Here is a 20,601-nt window from a genome sequence, read left to right as displayed (position 1 = left end):
GCGTGCTGCTTTAATCGCTACCCTATTTTACTTTATGCTACTCACATTTTGACGGACGACACCTTATGTCAGAACTTCATTTATTAAGTACCCAGCAGCTTATTACGGGCTTGCAAGACAAACAATTTAGCAGCCTTGAGCTGACAGAACACTACATCAAACGTATAGACGCGCTAGACAATAAAATTAACAGCTTTATCACTCATACTTCTGAGACAGCACGCGCGCAAGCAAAGGCAGCAGACGAGATGCGCGCACAGGGCGATCAGCGTCCCTTACTTGGCGTACCGATGGCGCACAAAGACATTTTTTGTACCCAAGGTGTACTGACGACTTGTGGCTCTAAGATGCTGCATAACTTTGTCTCGCCTTATGATGCTACTATCGTTTCTAATATCGACAAAGCAGGCATGATTAGTTTAGGCAAGCTCAATATGGATGAGTTTGCGATGGGCTCAGACAACAGTAGCTCTTACTATGGCACTGTGCAGAACCCTTGGAACCTAGAGCGCGTCCCTGGTGGTTCATCAGGTGGTAGTGCTGCCGCTGTTGCTGCTGGCTTTGTCCCAGTTGCTACAGGTAGTGATACTGGTGGCTCTATTCGTCAGCCTGCCTCATTCTGCGGCTTAACGGGTATCAAGCCTACTTATGGCCGAGTATCACGCTTTGGTATGATTGCCTACGCTTCAAGCCTTGACCAAGCGGGTAGCATGGGACGCAGCGCTAAAGATTGTGCCTATCTGCTACAGCCAATGATTGGTCACGATCCACGCGATGCGACTTCTATCAAATACGATATGCCTGACTACGTACAAGACATTAATGATGCTGAAGCCGCGGCTGGTGATAAACCATTTGCTGGCTTGCGTATCGGTGTGGCAAAAGAATACTTTAGTGCTGGATTAGACGCTGAGGTAGAAACGGCCGTACGTGCTGCTCTGAAAAAATATGAAGAGCTGGGTGCGACGATTGTGGAGGTGAATATCACTGACCCTGAGATTACCCTTGCCACTTACTACATGCTAGCCCCTGCCGAAGCATCATCAAACCTGTCACGCTTCGATGGTGTACGCTTTGGCTATCGCTGTGAGAATCCAACCGATCTGCTCGATCTATACACGCGTTCACGCTCTGAAGGCTTTGGTCCTGAAGTACAGCGCCGTATCTTGACCGGCACTTATGCACTTTCGGCAGGTTACTTTGATGCGTACTATACCAAAGCCCAAAAAATTCGCCGCTTAATCGTCAAAGACTTCGATGAAGCCTTTGCTAGCTGTGATGTGATTGCTAGCCCAACAGCACCAACCGCTGCTTACAAGCTTACTGACAACCTTGACCCTGCGACGATGTACTTGGGTGACGTTTATACCATCGCGGTCAACTTAGCTGGTCTGCCCGCGCTTAGCCAACCTGTTGGTCTAACCTCAGAAGGTTTACCTGTTGGCTTACAATTAATCGGTAAGCATTGGCAAGAGAGCCAATTGCTCACAACTGCTCATTTATTCCAGCAGCATACCGACCATCATCTACAACACTCTGCCATCGCAAAGGAGACGGTATAATGAGTACAGCTACTACTGATAACAATGCCGTGCGCGAGCATGCCGTGCGTAAGGAGCTTTTCGTCGATGGTTATGAAGTGGTCATCGGCATTGAGATTCACTGCCAGCTAAATACGGAAAGTAAGATATTCTCAAGTGCGCCGACTGACTTCGGTCATGAGCCAAACAGCCAAGCTAGTATCGTCGATTTGGGTCTGCCTGGCGTATTGCCAGTACTCAATGCTGGCGTGGTCGATCGTGCCCTAAAATTCGGTATCGGCGTCAACGCTGAGTTGGGTCTATTTAATACGTTTGACCGTAAAAACTACTTTTACCCTGATTTGCCTAAAGGCTACCAAATCACTCAGATGGCAAACCCTATCGTGGGTGAAGGCTATATCGATGTCGTGGTCAATGAAGGTGAGAAGAACGAATATCCGAAACGTATGGGCATCACCCGCGCGCATTTAGAAGAAGATGCGGGTAAATCTGTGCATGATGCCGTCGATGGTATGACGGGTGTTGATCTTAACCGTGCTGGTACGCCATTGATTGAAATCGTCTCTGAGCCTGATATGCGCTCGGCTCATGAAGCGCTTGCCTATATCAAAGCCATTCATCAGCTGGTCACGTGGCTAGGTATCTCAGATGCGGTCATGGCAGAGGGTTCATTCCGCTGTGACTGTAACGTCTCTGTGCGCGAGCCTGGCGCAGAATTGGGTACGCGTACTGAACTCAAAAATCTAAACTCGTTCCGCTTTATCGAACGCGCCATCAATCGTGAAATCGAGCGTCAGATTGACATCTTAGAAGACGGTGGCCAAGTACTGCAGGCGACGATGCTTTATGATCCAGAGCGCGACGAAACTCGTGTGATGCGTACCAAAGAAGATGCCAACGACTATCGCTACTTCCCTGATCCTGACTTGCTACCAGTGCGTATCGAGCAGCACACCGTTGATAGCATTCGTGCAGCAATGCCTGAACTACCCGTTGCTCGTCGTGCCCGTTTTGAAGAAGCGCTTGGTCTATCAGAATATGATGCTCGTATCTTGACTGGCAGCCGTCAAATTGCCGATTATTTCGAAGCTGTGGTCGCAGAAGTTGGGCAAGCAGATGCCAAAATGGCGGGCAACTGGGTCATGGGCGATTTGCTGGGTGCGCTAAATAAAGATGATAAAGAAATTACTGACTCCCCTATCAGCGCCAAGCAATTGGCTGGTATGCTAGCGCGTATCAAAGATGACACGCTATCTGGCAAATTGGCGAAGAAAGTCTTTAGTGCGCTCTATGAGCGCGAAGGCGGTGATGCTGATGACGCAGCTGATAAAATCATCGAAGAAAAAGGCCTTAAGCAAGAAACCGATACGGGCGCTATCAAAGCCATCGTTGAAGAAGTCATTGCAAAAAACCAAGCGATGGTCGAAGAATATCGCGGCGGTAAAGAAAAAGCCTTTAACGGTCTGGTTGGGCAAGTGATGAAAGCCAGTCGTGGTAGTGCTAACCCGCAGCAAGTCAACCAAATCCTAAAAGAGCTACTCGGTTAAGGATAATTGCTGATTGGTTATGCTGACTGTGATACGTAAATTGGGGTCATAGATTTTGGCTAAAATAAATAGCTCTTGCAATATGCATAATTTTGCGTAAAATAGTCAGTCATTCGGGGCGTAGCGCAGTCTGGTAGCGCACTACACTGGGGGTGTAGTGGTCGCAGGTTCAAATCCTGCCGTTCCGACCAAACATAGCAGTAAAGAGAGAAGCCAATCATTGTTTTCAATGGTTGGCTTTTTTTTGTGCTAAATTTGACTGATGATTATATGATAATTAAAGAAAGAAATAGTAAAATTTGAGCAGGACTAGGATTCATTACTCAAAAGCCAGCCAGCCACACACCTTTAGGCTGGTACTGACTTGCAACTACTATAATTTAAGGGTGTGTAAAGGTGTAAATTATGGTTAATTCTAGAGAGGGCTTTTCAGATGCTGACCTTCAAAAAATTCTCGAACAAGCCGAACGAATAGAGTTTGAAAGATTGCAACATAGAACCACTATACCCACAGTATTTATAAAAGAATTACTAGATAGCCCACCTAACTTCTTACTAAATCGTAATTTTTTTGACGTAGGTTATAAAGATAGGAAGAGAATATCAATCATTCATGAGCTAATAGAAAAGATAGAGAATATTGCTATTGAAGACTGCAAAGAACTTTTAGAAGAACAGGGTTATCGTGTAGATTTTGAGAAAGAAGAATCTATTATGTATAGAGGATTATCTGTTCATATTATGCTCAGTAACAAAGATATTTACTTAGAGTCAAAGGAGCTTAAATGCTTGAACTTTCATAAACTATGTGACTGTATCAGTTTAAAAGCTTTTGCTAGACTTTATTTTGAGAGTCAACAATATGAGGCTAGTTTTTACTGTATCAACTTAGTTGGCTATGTTTTTGGTGCAGGAACAAATGAAGTTAGAGGCGATAACGATTTTCAAAAAAAACTATCAAAGTCCAACAAGAAAAAAGCGAATAAAAGATGGTCAAAACACAATCAAACCAGACCTGAAAAAAAGAAACTATACCTAGAAATTATGGATCAACAGAACTTCACTACTTTTGCTGAAGCAGCCGAATATATTAAACAGCACATTGAAACAGATAAAAAACCATCTTATGACACTATCAAACGATGGTTAAGCCAAGCCAACAAAGGCGATTTTTCATAACCTATCATACTGTGGTATGCAGGCATACAACACGCTATGCATGCATAAGTATTTAGCTATAACCATACAACCTATAACATAAATCCATGAACCGTTACGCACCGTTGTGTAACGGCATAACATGGAGCTAGACATATGACACACTTAGAAAAAGCTAGAGTCTTAACCAGTACAAAATCACCAGTCCAAAAGTTACTTAATAAGCCGCCCAAATGGTCGTTTGCTGTATTGAAATTTTTGATCGTTATCCTAGTACCGCTATTATCAAATGCACCAGATATTCAGCTTAATTTTTATATCGTTAACATCCTATTTTAAGTTGAAAACCCACATAAAAAAACCAGCCATTGCATCCAATGACTGGTTTTTTTATGTTTATTACTCTTCATTAAGTATTACAGAGGCGCTTTAGTAATCGCACTCAGCGCTTCATTGATGATAAATACTTTAGACTTGATATCAGTAAAGCCAAATGAGGTCAGTCTCTGGGTATGCTTCTCTAAGTATCTGTTGGCATCCTCTAAGTTATCAAACACATAAATACCGCCCGCTTCTTGCGTTGCTTCGTTTTCTGTCCATAGCTTGTAGACCAGACCGTTCTCGTTTGCGATGTCTTCAGCCAACTCTTTCATAGACTCAAAGAATTGATCGCCAAAAGGTCCGCTATAAGGAAAGTCGATTTGCAAAAGATATTTCATTATTGAATCCTCATTATTATTAAATAATCGGCAAAATATATGCTGCCAGATACTTTCAATCTTAACATAGTACGATTGACTATAGACTTTTGGCAAGCGAACAGCTAGGGTAAATGTACCACTTTATGAAGGTTCAACCCATGTCTGAGGCTATCGCTCAGCCCTTCTCGACTTACCTTATAGATGACGCACCTTGGGACGTATACCAGCGACCTTATGTGCGTGATTTGGCGTATGTGCTTGCCTGCCCTAACGTCTTGACTGAGTGGCTGGACTTTGCGCCGCATCAGAATACACATACCGTATCGGTACATAGCGCACACTTTTGGCAACAGCAGTTTGCAGCGTATCAGCAGCGTTTAGAAGAGCTAGATAGCACCAATGCTTATCAGGTGCTGACCCGCTATTTACTCAAGCGGCCTAGCCCTAATCGCTTGGGTTTTCATTTTGAAGGCTTACTGTCATTTTGGCTAGCAGATGGCTTTGCGCGCAAGCTACACCCGTATGAGACCCTAGCCAGTAACGTCCAGTTGTATAACGGTAAGCAGACGACTGGTGAGCTGGATTTAATCTTATATAATCATGGAGAAAATCTGGTCGAGCATTGGGAGCTAGCTATTAAGTTTTTTATGGGATCAGCGCCGTTTGCTCCTGAGAACTGGGTTGGGATTAATTCCAAGGATAATCTACAACGCAAAATGACCCATATGCAAACCAAGCAGTTTCGTACCGTATGGGTAGATACCGAAAAGCATGGACAAATTAAAATTGATAAGCGTTATGGCGTGATTAAAGGGCGATTCTTTTTGCCAATCAACACCACTAACTTTAATTATCCATCTTGGTTAGCACCAAGCTTTCCGATGCACGAATGGTGTGATAAAGATGATAAGCTTAATCTTGCGAAGATTGATATAAGGGCATTACGAACCGCCCATTATATCGAATGGTTTACTAGGCGTGATTTTTACGATGGACGCCAATCGCCACTCACTAACTCCGAAACTGACATACCAAAAACGGGGTTATACTTTAAAGGCGATAGACCTATTGTTATTTATCCTAAGCTGCGTAATACATCTAATGATAAATCTAAGTGACAGTTATAGACACCAACTAGAACTGAATTTACTTAGTGATATATGCTCATTAAACTACCAAGCATAACGCCCATATAGGCTAACTTCACTACGCTTGGCTTTTTCCGAGTCAAGACTATCGGTAAGCAATTTGATACCACCATATTGACTGTCTAAAGCAAGACCCAATGCTTGCGTTTGCGGCTCTATTAAGCCCGTCACCGTAATGGGGAAAGCATCATTGGACGTTTGGTAGCCTGCGGATAATTGATACAAGCCTTGAATATCATTTACTTGACCATGTAGACCGAGCTGCCATTGACTGTCTAGCTGATGCTGAAGGCTACCTTCAACTCGCCATGGCAATGTCTGTGTGACATCATCAGTACTAAGCTGCCCTTCAATCGTATAGAGAGGTCTGCCGTTGACGTCATAATCCAATGCATAACGAGTGCTCGGCATGTCTTTCCAGCGCATGCGTCCAAGGATATCGTAGCCACTCAGAGACAACTGCGTACTATCAGACAACTGACCTGTGAGCTGCAAATCGAGCGAATAACCATATCCCGAAGGTTTCGCGGGGTTCCAGTCTAAATTTTCTTCCCCTAAAGCTGGTTCATCATAGTAATAATCGATGTAAGCGTTGGTTTTATCCAAACTGTCTCGTATATCTGTCACCTCATTATTTGGTAACACTCTGGTGCTTAAATCGCCAACTATCTTACCTTCTAATGCATGCAGTCCTTGCCAGAGATTGGCCCGAGTCGTCAATTGCCAGTTAGGCATGAGCTGCTGCGTCAGACCGATATTAGCACCGAATCTTTCATTGTGCTTGGCTTCCAAAAATAACGGATAATCTTGACTGGTACTTGAGGGCTGTTTATTTTCATACTGCCAATAAACTTCGGCAGTCTCTTTGCTAAACGTCATTAAATAATCATAACGCCAACCTAGACCGTAGCTAATCGCACTGCCCGCAGGACGAATCTCAAGCGACGTTCGACCTTGGGCATAAGCATGATCACCCGAATCCAAAGGAGCATTCCAATCATCTAAAAATGCTGAGATAGGCTGTGTTGGACTATGAGCCGTTGCCATCAGACTCCACTCTATCTGCGCGTTTGACTGAGCAATATGACTGTCTAGCAACCCTGTCGCTTGGGGGTAGAAGTAAAAATTCGTATCAGCAGCTGGTATATCTGCACTATCAGCAACCGCAGCGCTGGATATCATCATAGCGGCAATCGCTGGCGTAGTGATTAACTTGGTACGGCTGTATAAATGCGATGCTAAGCTTTTAGGTAAAAAACCATAGAGACTTGAAACGTTATATGGCATAAATTTCTCACGTTTATTAGAGAGCATAAAAAAGAGACAGTAATCTGTCTCTTTTTTTTGTTGCTATACCTCAATCGCTACTAACAACGTTTGAGAGTCGATGTGACACATGATTTGATTATAGAATAATTAAACTGTTATCAGTAAACTTGGCAGTAACTTTGCCATCATTATCCATTAAATCACCGTAGTCTTTACCGTTAACCATGATATCGCCGAGCTTGCCCATTTTATCTTTGATAAAATCACCATTGGCATCGACATTTAACTTGATCGACGCTTTATTTTGCTCAACAGTAAACTGGGTGCTAACCACATCATAGTTATTATCTAAGCTTGACTTACCGGTTACAAATAGCTTCTTACCCTCTACGCTAGCAGTCAGACCTTGTAGCTCAATAACATTACGAGCAGTACGCTTAAGATTGGCTTGGAAATCAAGCGGAATCGTCGTTGTACTCTCTTTCGTTACCTTACCTTTAATCGCCAATACTATTTCCATACCTACGTATTTATTGGCGGCCTCTTCGATATCACCGACTTCATCGATTATGATAAATTTCTTTATATCAGCGTCATTGGCAGTCGCGTTCAGTGTAATCTCTACATCAGTCATCGGTTTTTGCTTGGTCATCTTGCCCGTTATAGCAAACTTATAAGGGATTGTTCTAACCACCAGACTGTTATCTGCCAGCTTTCTGCTGACATCCAGCGCAGCAAATTCAAAATCTTTTGCTTCAATCACGCTATCATTAGCCGTCAACTTCAGGCTGCTTAATTTGATGACTGCCTTTTCTAGCGTGATGCCTTCTTTATTTGCATCATTGATATCAAACTCATCATTGACCACGACTTTATCACTGAATTGACCACTGACTGTTGCGCCTTTAGTATTTGAGCTGAGGGCAACGATATCAGTGCCAGTGCCAATTTTAATACTCTTGAAACCCAAACTACCGTTAAAGTTATCTGTACTGGTGTTTGAGCTTAACGCATCTTCATAACCATCAAACACTACGGTGAAAACGTCTTTGTTATCAATAACAGGGTCATACAAACCTGTTTGCGGATTATATACGTAATCGTATTCTTCGATATTGACTGTGGTGCTACCAGTCAAGGTAAACTTCCCGTCAGCATTTAGTGTCGCTAAAAAGTCATCACTAGGTTCTAACTTACGATCATAGAATCGATCCCAATAAAAATCGCTTGTTAAATCAGGATTATTCTCTAGGATATCCTTAGTATCACCATGTTCTCCTAAATAGATAATATCATCTGCATCTAGACGACTGATCGAGTTCTCACGCATATAGCCAGCAAGGCCTTGTGGAATATCAAAGGTATAACCCAGACGTGTATCTTGCTTTTCTGTAAGGATATCACTTACATCTTCGTAAGCATCTGTAACCGCTTTATTGTCACTGACAAATAACTTGGCGGTACGAATCATCTCTTTCGCTTGCTCGATCTCAGACAAACTATTATCGACAGGTGGTTTGACTGGCACATCTGGCGTATTAGTACCATTACCAGAAGAGCTATTATTATTGTCATCACCACAGCCTGCTAACGCTAACGTGCTGGCTAACGCTAATGCGCTCAATTTAAAAAATTTCATAACACAGTCCTTTATAGAGTAATTTTAAAAACTAGAAGCATCAAAATTTTTATATAATTAAGCAAATAATGTCTTAATTCAAAAAATCGCCTCTTAATTTAGAAAACTTAAGTTTGCTTTAAAATAAAATAATAATACTCTTATTTAAGCAACTTATCTATAAAGTAAACGAATATAACAGCAATGTTACACAAAAAAGTAAATGCCGTTGTTGCGACTAATCTTGACTGTCTACCAAAGATACTTTATCAATAATTTTCAATCACTTGCATCAGCTCGTACCTGAGCATATCTGCGCTTGGCATGCGCTCAGCGTGAAAGCGCACAATAGCAATACCGGCACTAGCAAGGGCTTTGTCTTTTTTGTCATCCGCCTTTTGACGCGCTTTACTCGTGTGTGTCCAATCATCAAGCTCGATAGCAACCAGCGTGGTCTGCGCATCAATATCCACAATCACATAATCGACGCTTTGACGACAGATACGATTGAACCAAAAGCTACGCTCGGACGCCTCACTGCTATTGCCTTCGATAATGCGTGACAGTTGAACTTGAACGAAAATATGATATTCTGGCAACGCACTTTTTAGCTTATTAAAGAAAATGACTTCCGTATCCGTCATAATCGGCATCGGCGCAAACGGCCAAATAGCCAACTCATCGCCGCGTACTGGCTTTGGATCAGGCTCAACAACTGGGGGTTTTTTCAACAGCTTTGGTACGGTAATCAGCCCTAAAAACCCAACGGCCAATATTAAAAATATAACACCAAATGACATGGTTTTACCTCATACATGATTAAGGCAGCCAAATATGTATGACGACTTCCATAAAGTGACATACATACTCAACTGCGACAGGGCAGCCCTTATAGGCTGACCCGTTATACAGAAAAAATCAGGGGCAGTCGGCGCACATCGTAGCTAAGCTTACGCCAATCAGCAAACACTAAAACAAAAAACACGACAATAAATGTCGTGTTTGAATAAAAATCAGATAAAACAATAAAATCTAACCAAGACTCTGCTGTTTATTTAGCAATAACAGTCATCCGATTATAGTGATTTTCACACTATTTTAGCGCCAGTATAAAACCCAAGCACTGGTCGTATTGACCTTAGGATCACTATTGATTTTATCTTTTAACGCTAACGCTGCCACTTTACCGCGCTCAGGACCGACGATGACGCGAACCCCACGGCTGGTAGGGCTGGTCTTAACTTGGTAGCCTGCGGATTTAAATTTCTTTGCTAGTTCGTCAGCTTTGGCTTGATCGTTTGCCAATGCTACTTGCACCCCAAAGCTGCCTTTAGCGTCAGTTTCTTTGACTTCTTTACGGGCTTCGCTGAGTTTCTGCTGTGCTTCACGTTTAGCATCCGCTGATTTTTTGGCTAAAGCCTCTTCTTTCTGACGCTTGTCTTCGCGTGCCTGCTCAGCCGCTGCCGCTTCACGTGCTAATCGCTCTACTTGCTTACGTGATGGAATGGTGATGTTTTGACCCAGTTGTAGCGATGTCGACGGTGACAGATCATTCGCTTGTGCCAATACTTCTACTGGCATATTGTATTGCCGCGCCAGTTTAATCAGCCCATCTCCTCTTTTGACTTGATAATCAGAAGGCGATTTTGGTGGCTCATTTTTAGCCGCTTCTGCTGCCGCTTGTTTTTTCTCAGCCGCAGCATCCGCTTGTTTCTTAGCATCCGCTTGTTTCTTAGCATCCGCTTGTTTCTTAGCATCCGCTTGTCTTTTTGCTTCCGCTTCTTTTTTACTATCTGCTAGTTTCTTAGCTGCAGCCTGCTCTTTAATCGCCGCTTGCCTTTGAGCCTCTTGTTGCGCTTGGGCAGCTTTTTGCTGGTCGCCAGTGTTTGTCTCACTTTCAGCTGACTCAGCAGCGCTAGTCTTTTTTATTGGCGTTGTAGCGTCATTTTTTTCCGCATCGGATTTGGATTTATCACTCTCTTCAGCAGCTGCCGCACTACTGGCCATATACTGCTGACTTTCTGCACGGGCTTTTGCCAATGCTTCCGCCTCAGCGGCTTCCTGTTCAGTTAAGAACTGCTGGGCACGTTTTTCTTGTTCAGCCACACGAGCAGCGCGCTCTTTTTGTTTTTCTGCCAAGATACGTTTTTCAGTCTCGATATCCGTCGTCAGCGGCTGAGGAGACTCTTGCTCAGGGCTTGGCTTATCTACCATTGCTGACGCTGGTTGTGGTTCATTACTATCACCAATCTGTTGCACCATGGCGTATAGCATCACGCTACCGCCGATAATCATCCCAATGCCCAATAAGGCTTGTCTCGAAAAGTTCATCCGTTTACGTCTCTTAGTTGGTAATAAGGTTGATTGAGCGGCGCAACTGCCGTCTCAAAACTGTGTTTAGATAGTTTTAATAGCCTTGATAGGTGTCATTGCCACCAGTTGCGTCCATCCGTTTTTAAATGTTATGCCAAGCGTTTAATGCCATTATAGAGCAGCTTGCCAAATCACTTTGATTATAAAGCATATTTTTCATACTGTCTGCCATCATGCTACTGCTAAGATTAACATTAAATAAGCACAATTTTAATGTTAATTATCAACCGCCAGTGCTGCCAGTGCCTCACCGATCGTATGAAAGGAGCCACATACCACGATGAGGTCTTGCGGCTGACTGGCATTGATAACCGCATCGGTCGCTTCTGATAAACGTTTAAATTCGTGTATTTGAGCATTGTCGACATAGCTTGATAGGATATCTTGCAAGTGCTCATTGCTCGCAGCACGTGGATAATCAATCTCAGCGATATACCAATCGCTAATCGGTAAGCCCGCTATCGTCAAATGCTGCACGACTTTATTGATATCTTTATCACCCAACATAGAAAACAGCATTTTAATGCTGGCAGGTTTTCCTGTAGTTTGATTTTTTTTGCTACTATTTGGATTACTGCTTTGATTGAGAGCATCAGAGCTGTCTTGATTGGTTAAATGCTGTTGCCAAAGCGGTAATAGTTGCGCCAATAAAAACTCAACGCCTTGCTCGTTATGCGCGACATCAAACAGCCAATGGCGATTGTGGGTCTCACGATAATCAAAGCGACCGGCGAGCCTTACCGTTTGTAATGCTTGCTCGATAGCAGTGCTATCGACATTTAACGAACTTGCGAGCACTGCTGATAACGCAGTGGCAGTATTGGTCAATGATAGTGCTGGGCGCGGTAATTGCATGGTGACCGCAGCATTGCTATATTGCCAAGCGCTTGCATCCACTTCACGATAATCAAAATCTTGCCCAACTTGATAACAAGTTGCTTGATGCTTATCAATCGCTTGCTGCACACTGACTGGCATCGCGGTAGCACCATAAACCACGCTGATACCATCACGTAAGATACCTGCTTTCTCACGGCCAATATCTTCGACATTGTCACCCAGCCAATCGACATGATCGATAGCGATATTGGTAATCACTGCCATATCAGGATCAACGATATTGACCACATCTAAGCGCCCACCCAGCCCGACTTCCAACACCCAAACATCGCAGTCTGCTTCGGCAAATATTAATAATGCAGCAAGTGTGGTCATCTCAAAAAATGATAAGGTCAGCTCACAAACTAATCGCGCTGCTTCTATCTTGCTAAAGGCTTCAATTAACGTCTCGTCACTGACCATCTCGCCATTAATACGCACGCGCTCATTAAATACACTTAGATGCGGTGATTGATACAGAGCCGTTTTATAACCTGCTGCTTGGCACATCTGCGCGATGACAGCCGTCGTTGAGCCTTTACCATTGGTGCCTGCCACCGTGAATACATAAGCATCATCTTTGGCTGACTGTACCACGCCTAACGCCTCGGCAACTGGCAGAACTCGCGACAACCCCATGTCTATTGCCGATACATGAATCTGCTGCATATAATCGAGCCATTCGGTCAAGCTAGAATGCTTGTTGGGAGTGTTAGGGTTAGAAAGTAGAGAGTCAGACATGGATAGAACCTATATATAATTTTTCGAATAAAAAATAGAGGATTAGAAAGCATTCATTAAGAAAGTAGAGACAGTATATAACTACCTGCCCAAAAAGCAAAAATAGCATTTACCGCTGTTGACGATAAATGCTATTGCTTGATCTTAGTTAGTCAGCAAAATTGATCATGCTACTAATTATAAGTCGTGTGGAATATTAAACTCAGTTATCCATTAGTCAAGCCGATGAGCAAGTTAGGCATCAACATTAGGCATGCGGCTTAACTTTGCTAGCAGACGGTAAATGGTATCAATCAATTGATGACGATGCACCACTTCATCGACCACGCCATGCTCTAACAAAAACTCAGCACGCTGGAACGGCTCTTCTAGCGTCTCACGAACCGTTTGCTCAATCACACGCTTACCAGCAAAACCAATCATGGCTTTTGGTTCTGCTAAATGAATATCACCTAACATAGCGAGCGACGCAGTCACACCGCCATAAACAGGATTGGTCAATATAACGATATATGGCACGCCAGCAATTCTCAAACGCTCAATCGCTGCGGCAGTACGAGCCATCTGCATCAAAGACAGTAAACCTTCTTGCATACGTGCGCCGCCAGAGGCAGCAAAGCAGACTAAGGGCACTTTATCTTTAAGGGCTTTCTCAGCCGCCTCTACGAAACGGTCACCAACTACAGAGCCCATAGAACCGCCCATAAAGCGGAAATCAAAGGCACAAGTAACGATATCAAGATTGCGCAGCTTACCATACAGCACAATCAGTGCCTCAGACTCGCCTGTCTTATCTTGTGCTTCTATCATACGCTGCGGATACGGCTTGCTATCCATAAATCTTAGCGGATCTTTGGCAGTAAATTGTTGCCCAAGCTCACCGTCTACTTGATCGAGTAGCCAGTTTAAACGCTCACGAGCACTCATCGGTAAATGATGATCACAATGCGGACAAACATAGCAGTTAAAAATCAGTGCCGTATTGGTAATCATCGAATGACAATTACTGCACTTGGTTGACGGTTCAGTCTCTACTGCTGTCAAAGGCGCTGTCAATTGCTGTTTAATACCCGGTATCGGGCGATTAAACCACGATTGCCCAGCAGCATTACCGTTTGGCTCAGCGTTGCTTTTTTCAGTATGGTTCAGAGTCGTCATATCAGGTTTTATTATCGTATCAGTCATATTATTCGCCATTATCAAAGGCTTATCGACAAGCTGGCTCATGCGCTTGTCCCTAAGAATCGATTTATAAGGATCAGTTTAATCGTCACATATTCTCATAACTTTCGCAGTTATAAAGCGCAGTTATAAGGCACGCTTACGTGAAACTGTAACAATTTATATGTGATGTTAGTTTACACACGTAAACTAACTTTAGCAAAGTCATTTAACCCTGTCTTTATAAACATTGTTATTCATATTGCCATGACGATTTAAGTGACGATAATTTAACTTTATTTCACTCAGGCACTCAAACTATCAAGTGCACCGCGTAGCTCATCCATTTTTGCCAAGATTTTTTGCTGAGCCGCGGCAACCGCAGTGCTATCATTGGCATCTATATCAGCAAAATTTTGAACCAAGGCACTACCGACAATAATACCATCCGCATGCGCTCCAATTGCTTTGGCAGACGTTGCATCACGAATACCAAAACCCACACATACTGGCAAATCAGTCGCTGCTTTAATCGCTTGCACTTGAGTCGCAACATCATCAGTATCAAGCGTTGCCGAACCCGTCACGCCTTTTAATGACACATAATAAATATAACCACCGCAATGGGTCAATACTTGCTCACGGCGCTCAGGTAAAGTGGTTGGTGACAATAAGAAAATTTCATTCATCGAATGGTCAGTTAAATGCTGGGTAAAGCTGCCCGCCTCGCTTGGTGGTAAATCAACCATTAAGATGCCATCGACACCTGACTGCTCACATAGCGCGACAAAGTTGTCATAGCCAATGATTTCCACGGGATTGAGATAACCCATCAAAATAATGGGGGTCTGCGTGTCTTGCTGACGGAATTCCGCGACCATTTTTAGGGCATCACGTGTACTCGTACCTGCGGCTAATGCACGCTCTCCAGCTAAAGCGACGACTGGGCCATCTGCCATAGGATCAGAGAACGGTAAGCCTACTTCGATCATATCGGCGCCGTGCTTCACTAGGTCATGTAGCAAGCCAACGAAGTTACTTGGATTAGGATCGCCTGCCATGACATAAGGAATCAGTGCTTTTTTATTTTGTGCTTTTAAGGTTTCAAAAGTGCTTTCAATACGGGTCATAGTGGTCTCTTTAGTTATCTATCTCTTCAGACAAGTTATTATTTAAATTTTATATTGATAATAGTGTCGCCATTTTGACCTTGTACTAACCATGCTCCATTCATAACCTTTTCTAGATTATTGAAACCAGATAATACCTGTTCCTGCTTACTGATATTACCCTTGTAGACTGTCTTAATAACTTTATTAGCTATCAATAAATAAGTCTTACAGATTAGTTTGCTATGCTCTTCAATAGTTAACTTAAGGTCAATATTATTACTTTCGTCATTTTTAGGGTTAAAATATGTCAGCTCATAATCATCGAACTGTAATCTAACAGGTACAAACATTTCAGTCTCAGAATCACCTTGGATAGTATAATTAATACTATGAGCACCTAGCTTATGACGAGCTTGTGTTATAGATAAATTATTGAATTCTTGTTTTATAGATTTTGGATTTGGACAATTGAATAGCTTAAATATATGTAGAATAGCTTGTTGCTGTTGGTAAACAGCATTCAAAACTCCATATAATCTCAGATACTTCTCACCCAAATCATTATATTTGGTAGGACCTGATAAACCAAACTTCAAAAAACTTTTTAAGGCTTCATTAGAGTCTTCTAAAATATCCTCAGAAGCAATAATTTCGTTCCAATCATTTTTCGAATTTAGCTTAAATTTTTGTTGAGCAAAGCCTAGAAAGTCATCGGTTTCTTTAGAAAATACCTGCTCCCTTGTAAACTCAATAAACCTATCGTTTATTAAGTTTACTAAGTCCACCATATCTGTCTTCAAAAAAAACGTCCTTTTACAACTCAATCCCTTCCGCCTTCATCACTGAATGCAAATCTTTGTCGCCACGACCCGACATGTTCACAATAATCGTTTGATCAGGGGTCATCGTTTTAGCTAGCTTCAATGCATAAGCGACGGCATGCGCAGATTCGAGCGCAGGGATAATGCCTTCTTTGCGCGTCACTTCATGGAAGCCTTCTAGCGATTCTTTATCGGTACAGCCGACATATTCAACACGCTTCATGTCTTTTAAGAAGCTGTGCTCAGGACCAACGCCAGGATAATCAAGACCCGCTGAGATAGAATGCGTCTCTTGAATTTGACCTTCATCATCCGCCATGAGATAGGTACGGTTGCCGTGCAGTACACCGATACGACCAGCAGCTAATGGTGCGGAATGACGACCCGTTTCGATACCGTCCCCTGTCGCTTCAACGCCATACATTTTAACGTCAGTATCGTTTAAGAAATCAAAGAACAAGCCAATAGCGTTCGAGCCACCGCCAACACAAGCGACCAAGGCATCAGGCAATTTACCCGTCATTTGCAGATGCTGAATACGTGCTTCTTTACCGATAATCGCTTGGAAATCACGCACGAGTAGCGGATAAGGATGCGGGCCTGCAACCGTACCGATAATATAATAGGTGCTATCGACATTAGTAACCCAATCACGCATCGCTTCATTCATGGCATCTTTTAGGGTACGCGAACCAGAAGTCACTGGCACAACCGTTGCACCGAGCAAACGCATACGATAGACGTTCATCTTTTGACGCTCGACATCGTCCGCGCCCATATAAACGATACACTCAAGCCCTAAGCGCGCAGCAATCGTCGCCGTCGCAACGCCATGTTGCCCTGCTCCAGTTTCCGCAATAATACGTTTTTTACCACTCATTTTGGCAAGTAGCGCTTGTCCAATGGTGTTATTAACTTTATGTGCGCCAGTATGGTTTAAGTCTTCACGTTTAAAATAAATCTGCGCACCGCCTATCTCATCACTGAGACGCTTAGCATGATATAAAGGCGTTGGGCGGCCGACATAGTTGACCAAATCATTGTGATATTCTTCCCAAAATGCAGGGTCTTTTTTGACTGTGTTATATAACGTTTCTAGCTCTTCTAGTGCTGCCATCAAGGTTTCAGAGACAAAGCGACCGCCATGCACGCCGAAATGTCCACGGGCATCAGGATATTGATTGAAATCTTGTACGCTTTCTGGATTAGTAAAGGTGTTGATTGCTTTAGCAGTGGTAGATAGATCTTTGCTCGCGACATGACTCATGATAATTCCTACTATAATAAGTGGTATTTTTTAAGATAAATAAGGGGGAAATTTTTCCAAGTAATTAGCTATTTAACGGATAAAAAGTTCACGGCTAAAAAACTAGTTACTGATATTCGAAGGTTCGCCAAGCGTCTCATTTTGCCATCGGTCGCGTTTTACCGCTTTCATAAAGGCACGCATTTTGGCAGCGTCTTTTTTGCCTTTGTCAGACTCAATCCCACCGCTGACATCAACCGCATAAATAGGCAAATCTAAAGTGGCAGCGACATTATCGGCATCCAGTCCGCCCGCTAAAATAATAGGTAGCGAGCTGTCTTGCGGTAGCAAACTCCAATCAAAACGTGCCCCTGTGCCGCCATATTTATGGGGATGGTAAGCATCCAATAAGATACTGTTCGCGCCAGCGGCGGCAAACTCATTAATCTCGGCACTTACGCTAGTGGCGGTGTGTTGGTCAGCATTGATACGCAGCGCTTTTATCCAGCGTTTATTGACCGCACTGGCCAGCTGCGCACATTGCTCTGGTGTTTCATCACCATGGAATTGAATGATATCAAAAGCGACCTGATTCGCTAATTCTATCAGCTCTGCGCGCGGCATATTCACCACTAGAGCCACTATACTTATAAAAGCTGGCAAAGACGCACTTAACGATTGCGCCTGCTCGATAGTAACAGCGCGTGGACTGGGCGGATAAAATACCAAGCCAACCGCATCAACACCCAACTGGGCGGCAATTTTAATATCATTAGGCTGGGTAAATCCGCAAAACTTAACGTGCATGATGTGACCTTAGATATAACACTCAGTACGACATTATTAGACTGTCTTCGCTACATTGACGGCAAGTAAACGTCAATTGCCAACGCTAAAGCGTAAATATGAGGATTTGTTAATTGAATGGTAAATCCATTGCATCCAAAAACTTATCCTAGCATACTTTTATTACCAGTTTTGTTTATGATTGCGATTGATTAATAGAGGGATAGTTGAATGTCTAAAACGGCGGCGGAAACGTCTCATAACACCGATAGCACAGATAGCACCGAAACACGCAATGTCAACAATAACGCCGATGCCACTAGCGTAAATCCAGCGCATTACCTAATGTGGTTTCGTCGTGACCTGCGAGTTCATGATAATACCGCGCTAGCTGCGCTTTGCGAGCAGGCAAATGCGGATAACGCCTCAGTAAGCGCTATTTACTTCGTGACGCCTGAACAATGGCAAGCACATGACATGTCGCTGACACAGCTCGACCATATCGCACGCACCTTGCCTATCCTAGCCAAATCTCTGCAAACACAATTAAACATCCACTTAACAGTACAGCTCTGTCCAAGCTTTTCTGACTGTGTTGAGGCGATGCTAGATATCTGTAGCGCGAACCAGATCAGCACTGTGATGGCAAATCACGAGTACGAAGGCAATGAGATTAAGCGTGATGAACAATTAACCAAACAGCTTGCAAACAACGATATAGAATTTATCCGCTGGCATGATCAATGTATCTTGCCACCACAAACCATCACCACGAACGATGACAGCATGTATCAGGTGTTTACCCCATTTTATAAAAAATGGCGGCATACCTTGGATATCAGCACCATACAAATGCATGAGGCATCCGCCATAAGTGACAACACTAAAGTCAAACTAGAAGTCTCAAACGCCAGTGCTACTATCGAAGATATAGAAAGAGTAACTAAAGAAGTAGTCGAAGATTATCAAAAGGCACTGCAAAATGCTGGTTTATTAGAGCCCATGGATATAGACGTACAGCTTGAGCACGCTCGGGCAGCCTACCCTGCTGGCGAAGATGCAGCTTGCCAGCGTTTAGAGGACTTCATCGCTGAGGATATTGATAACTACGATATCAGTCGCGATGTACCCAGTTTAAATGCCACCAGTCAGCTATCTGCCTACCTGACTATTGGCGCAATCAGCCCAAGACTTTGCTACTTACAAGCTACCCTACAATTGAGCAAAGCACTGGGAGAATTACATGGGAATGGCGGTGACACCTTAGACAGCGGGGATAGCTTTAACAACACTGATAATAACGACATTAACCGCTGGATAAGTGAGCTAGCTTGGCGTGACTTTTATCGCCATGTTTTAGACTATAAGCCCGAATTAATACGCCATCAAGCGTATAAAAAGGAAACCGATAGCAAGATTAATTGGTCATATAATCAAGACGATTTTGAGGCATGGTGCATAGGTAAAACTGGCGTGCCGTTAGTCGATGCGGCAATGCGCTGCCTGAATGCGACGGGCTTTATGCACAATCGCTTGCGAATGGTCACGGCGATGTTTTTGACCAAGGATTTATTGATTGATTGGCGATTAGGTGAGCGTTATTTTATGCAGCAGCTCATAGATGGTGACTTTGCGTCCAATAATGGGGGTTGGCAATGGAGCGCGTCGACTGGCACCGACTCTGCACCTTACTTTCGCATTATGAACCCTTTTAGCCAAGCCAAAACCCACGATACCGATGGCGAATTTATCAAGACGTGGCTGCCTGAGCTAAAAGCCATTCCTACCACCATCTTGCATAGCGAGGATAAAATGCGTCAAGCACTAGCAAAGGGCGGTAAATTTGCTGACATTGATTACCCATTACCGATGGTCGAACATAAAGCGGCTCGCCAATTAGCGATTGCTGAATTTAAAAAATAGCGACGCATTATATCAACACTAAAACCTCAATTTACTAAGAGTTTCAGCTATGGCATCTTACTCACATTATCTACCCTTACTAGGGCGTGTCTTCATTTCAAAAATGGTGATAAAAATGAGATAAATTACCGTCAAACAAGGAAAGTAGCGCACATAATATCGAGATATTAAGAAGCTATTTGACGATGTTTGGCAAAATTTAGCTATTTTTAGCCCATTTAGAAAGTAATCGATTGAATTGAGGACACGCCCTAATATCAGCTGGCTGCTTATAATATACGGGTTTGGATAACATAAAGAGCATAGGCTAATAAAGTGAAGCTTATAATTAATAACACCCATGTCGCAAAAGAAAGCGATTCTTTCGTTTTAGGACGCTTATTAAGCTGACGTTCAGGCTTAGAAGACGGTTTATTATTAAGAGTTGTCATATACGCCACCTTTTATGTAGGGTTATATTCCCAACGAAATTCATAAGTTGATTATGAATAATAGATAAGCTCTACTATACAATATAAATGGCGTTACTTTAAGTGTTTCCAATTAATAAGCTAACGTATGACTATCTAGTCTATGG

General features: G+C 43.1%; 17 protein-coding genes and 1 tRNA gene. 6 read left to right on the top strand and 12 right to left on the bottom strand.

Translation table 11 applies throughout. The features are described from left to right. The first annotated feature begins 65 nt into the window (after positions 1 to 65). The 4 genes from gatA (at position 66) to AK822_RS02970 (ending at position 4,267) form a co-directional block, all read left to right on the top strand. Complete coding sequence (gatA, locus tag AK822_RS02985) at positions 66 to 1,562, top strand: Asp-tRNA(Asn)/Glu-tRNA(Gln) amidotransferase subunit GatA (protein ID WP_060490527.1); 1,497 nt, start codon at positions 66 to 68, stop codon at positions 1,560 to 1,562. Then, complete coding sequence (gatB, locus tag AK822_RS02980) at positions 1,562 to 3,088, top strand: Asp-tRNA(Asn)/Glu-tRNA(Gln) amidotransferase subunit GatB (RefSeq protein WP_060490526.1); 1,527 nt, start codon at positions 1,562 to 1,564, stop codon at positions 3,086 to 3,088. The genes gatA and gatB overlap by 1 nt, the downstream gene beginning before the upstream one ends. Before the next feature lie 114 nt (positions 3,089 to 3,202). Beyond that, positions 3,203 to 3,279, top strand: a tRNA-Pro gene (locus AK822_RS02975). Between the two features lie 214 nt (positions 3,280 to 3,493). Next, on the top strand, positions 3,494 to 4,267 hold the full coding sequence (locus AK822_RS02970) for a hypothetical protein (protein WP_060490525.1): 774 nt from the start codon (positions 3,494 to 3,496) through the stop codon (positions 4,265 to 4,267). 395 nt (positions 4,268 to 4,662) lie between these two features. Here the strand turns inward: AK822_RS02970 and AK822_RS02960 are convergent, their stop codons facing one another. Continuing rightward, a complete protein-coding gene (locus AK822_RS02960) occupies positions 4,663 to 4,965 on the bottom strand; it encodes a monooxygenase (protein WP_060490523.1) in 303 nt (100 codons plus the stop codon). A gap of 140 nt (positions 4,966 to 5,105) precedes the next feature. Between AK822_RS02960 and AK822_RS02955 the strand changes: the two genes are divergently transcribed. Further along, complete coding sequence (locus AK822_RS02955; RefSeq protein WP_060490522.1) at positions 5,106 to 6,065, top strand: DUF1853 family protein; 960 nt, start codon at positions 5,106 to 5,108, stop codon at positions 6,063 to 6,065. Between the two features lie 54 nt (positions 6,066 to 6,119). Here AK822_RS02955 and AK822_RS02950 read toward each other — a convergent pair whose 3' ends face one another. From AK822_RS02950 to AK822_RS02905, 10 genes are all read right to left on the bottom strand, one after another. Beyond that, a complete protein-coding gene (locus AK822_RS02950; protein ID WP_157292352.1) occupies positions 6,120 to 7,382 on the bottom strand; it encodes a DUF5723 family protein in 1,263 nt (420 codons plus the stop codon). Positions 7,383 to 7,500: 118 nt separating this feature from the next. Continuing rightward, on the bottom strand, positions 7,501 to 9,003 hold the full coding sequence (locus tag AK822_RS02945; RefSeq protein ID WP_060490520.1) for a hypothetical protein: 1,503 nt from the start codon (positions 9,001 to 9,003) through the stop codon (positions 7,501 to 7,503). 248 nt (positions 9,004 to 9,251) lie between these two features. Next, on the bottom strand, positions 9,252 to 9,782 hold the full coding sequence (locus tag AK822_RS02940; protein WP_055125260.1) for a DUF2726 domain-containing protein: 531 nt from the start codon (positions 9,780 to 9,782) through the stop codon (positions 9,252 to 9,254). Positions 9,783 to 10,080: 298 nt separating this feature from the next. Further along, positions 10,081 to 11,313, bottom strand: coding sequence for a LysM peptidoglycan-binding domain-containing protein (locus AK822_RS02935; RefSeq protein WP_060490519.1), 1,233 nt, complete (start codon positions 11,311 to 11,313; stop codon positions 10,081 to 10,083). A gap of 258 nt (positions 11,314 to 11,571) precedes the next feature. Next, complete coding sequence (gene folC, locus AK822_RS02930; protein ID WP_060490518.1) at positions 11,572 to 12,975, bottom strand: bifunctional tetrahydrofolate synthase/dihydrofolate synthase; 1,404 nt, start codon at positions 12,973 to 12,975, stop codon at positions 11,572 to 11,574. A 234-nt stretch (positions 12,976 to 13,209) separates the two neighbouring features. Then, a complete protein-coding gene (gene accD, locus AK822_RS02925) occupies positions 13,210 to 14,172 on the bottom strand; it encodes an acetyl-CoA carboxylase, carboxyltransferase subunit beta (RefSeq protein WP_205628071.1) in 963 nt (320 codons plus the stop codon). A gap of 269 nt (positions 14,173 to 14,441) precedes the next feature. Further along, a complete protein-coding gene (gene trpA, locus AK822_RS02920; RefSeq protein ID WP_060490517.1) occupies positions 14,442 to 15,266 on the bottom strand; it encodes a tryptophan synthase subunit alpha in 825 nt (274 codons plus the stop codon). 38 nt (positions 15,267 to 15,304) lie between these two features. After that, positions 15,305 to 16,048 (bottom strand): hypothetical protein, encoded by a 744-nt coding sequence (locus AK822_RS02915; RefSeq protein WP_060490516.1) that lies wholly within the window; start codon positions 16,046 to 16,048, stop codon positions 15,305 to 15,307. A gap of 13 nt (positions 16,049 to 16,061) precedes the next feature. Further along, the gene (gene trpB, locus AK822_RS02910; RefSeq protein WP_060490515.1) at positions 16,062 to 17,336 is read right to left on the bottom strand and encodes a tryptophan synthase subunit beta; all 1,275 of its coding nucleotides are present in this window, start codon (positions 17,334 to 17,336) and stop codon (positions 16,062 to 16,064) included. A gap of 102 nt (positions 17,337 to 17,438) precedes the next feature. Then, entirely contained in the window at positions 17,439 to 18,122 is a 684-nt protein-coding gene (locus tag AK822_RS02905) for a phosphoribosylanthranilate isomerase (protein ID WP_060490514.1), read from the bottom strand. A 210-nt stretch (positions 18,123 to 18,332) separates the two neighbouring features. On the opposite strand from AK822_RS02905, the gene AK822_RS02900 reads away from it, so the two are divergent. Beyond that, a complete protein-coding gene (locus AK822_RS02900; protein ID WP_060490513.1) occupies positions 18,333 to 20,024 on the top strand; it encodes a cryptochrome/photolyase family protein in 1,692 nt (563 codons plus the stop codon). Between the two features lie 269 nt (positions 20,025 to 20,293). Here AK822_RS02900 and AK822_RS14815 read toward each other — a convergent pair whose 3' ends face one another. Then, positions 20,294 to 20,455, bottom strand: a complete 162-nt coding sequence (locus tag AK822_RS14815) for a hypothetical protein (RefSeq protein ID WP_157292349.1) — start codon at positions 20,453 to 20,455, stop codon at positions 20,294 to 20,296. Between the last annotated feature and the right edge of the window lie 146 nt (positions 20,456 to 20,601).

The sequence above is a fragment of the Psychrobacter sp. P11F6 genome, assembly GCF_001435295.1.
In the GTDB taxonomy this organism is placed as follows: domain Bacteria; phylum Pseudomonadota; class Gammaproteobacteria; order Pseudomonadales; family Moraxellaceae; genus Psychrobacter.
Note: the sequence above shows the minus strand (reverse complement) of the source record. Positions and strands in the feature narration are given on the sequence as shown.

Excerpts from the sequence above, each read along its gene's own strand:
- gatA (WP_060490527.1), top strand. The coding sequence starts at position 66 with ATGTCAGAACTTCATTTATTAAGTACCCAGCAGCTTATTACGGGCTTG.
- gatB (WP_060490526.1), top strand. The coding sequence starts at position 1,562 with ATGAGTACAGCTACTACTGATAACAATGCCGTGCGCGAGCATGCCGTG.
- AK822_RS02970 (WP_060490525.1), top strand. The coding sequence starts at position 3,494 with ATGGTTAATTCTAGAGAGGGCTTTTCAGATGCTGACCTTCAAAAAATT.
- AK822_RS02960 (WP_060490523.1), bottom strand. The coding sequence starts at position 4,965 with ATGAAATATCTTTTGCAAATCGACTTTCCTTATAGCGGACCTTTTGGC.
- AK822_RS02955 (WP_060490522.1), top strand. The coding sequence starts at position 5,106 with ATGTCTGAGGCTATCGCTCAGCCCTTCTCGACTTACCTTATAGATGAC.
- AK822_RS02950 (WP_157292352.1), bottom strand. The coding sequence starts at position 7,382 with ATGCCATATAACGTTTCAAGTCTCTATGGTTTTTTACCTAAAAGCTTA.
- AK822_RS02945 (WP_060490520.1), bottom strand. The coding sequence starts at position 9,003 with ATGAAATTTTTTAAATTGAGCGCATTAGCGTTAGCCAGCACGTTAGCG.
- AK822_RS02940 (WP_055125260.1), bottom strand. The coding sequence starts at position 9,782 with ATGTCATTTGGTGTTATATTTTTAATATTGGCCGTTGGGTTTTTAGGG.
- AK822_RS02935 (WP_060490519.1), bottom strand. The coding sequence starts at position 11,313 with ATGAACTTTTCGAGACAAGCCTTATTGGGCATTGGGATGATTATCGGC.
- folC (WP_060490518.1), bottom strand. The coding sequence starts at position 12,975 with ATGTCTGACTCTCTACTTTCTAACCCTAACACTCCCAACAAGCATTCT.
- accD (WP_205628071.1), bottom strand. The coding sequence starts at position 14,172 with ATGGCGAATAATATGACTGATACGATAATAAAACCTGATATGACGACT.
- trpA (WP_060490517.1), bottom strand. The coding sequence starts at position 15,266 with ATGACCCGTATTGAAAGCACTTTTGAAACCTTAAAAGCACAAAATAAA.
- trpB (WP_060490515.1), bottom strand. The coding sequence starts at position 17,336 with ATGAGTCATGTCGCGAGCAAAGATCTATCTACCACTGCTAAAGCAATC.
- AK822_RS02905 (WP_060490514.1), bottom strand. The coding sequence starts at position 18,122 with ATGCACGTTAAGTTTTGCGGATTTACCCAGCCTAATGATATTAAAATT.
- AK822_RS02900 (WP_060490513.1), top strand. The coding sequence starts at position 18,333 with ATGTCTAAAACGGCGGCGGAAACGTCTCATAACACCGATAGCACAGAT.
- AK822_RS14815 (WP_157292349.1), bottom strand. The coding sequence starts at position 20,455 with ATGACAACTCTTAATAATAAACCGTCTTCTAAGCCTGAACGTCAGCTT.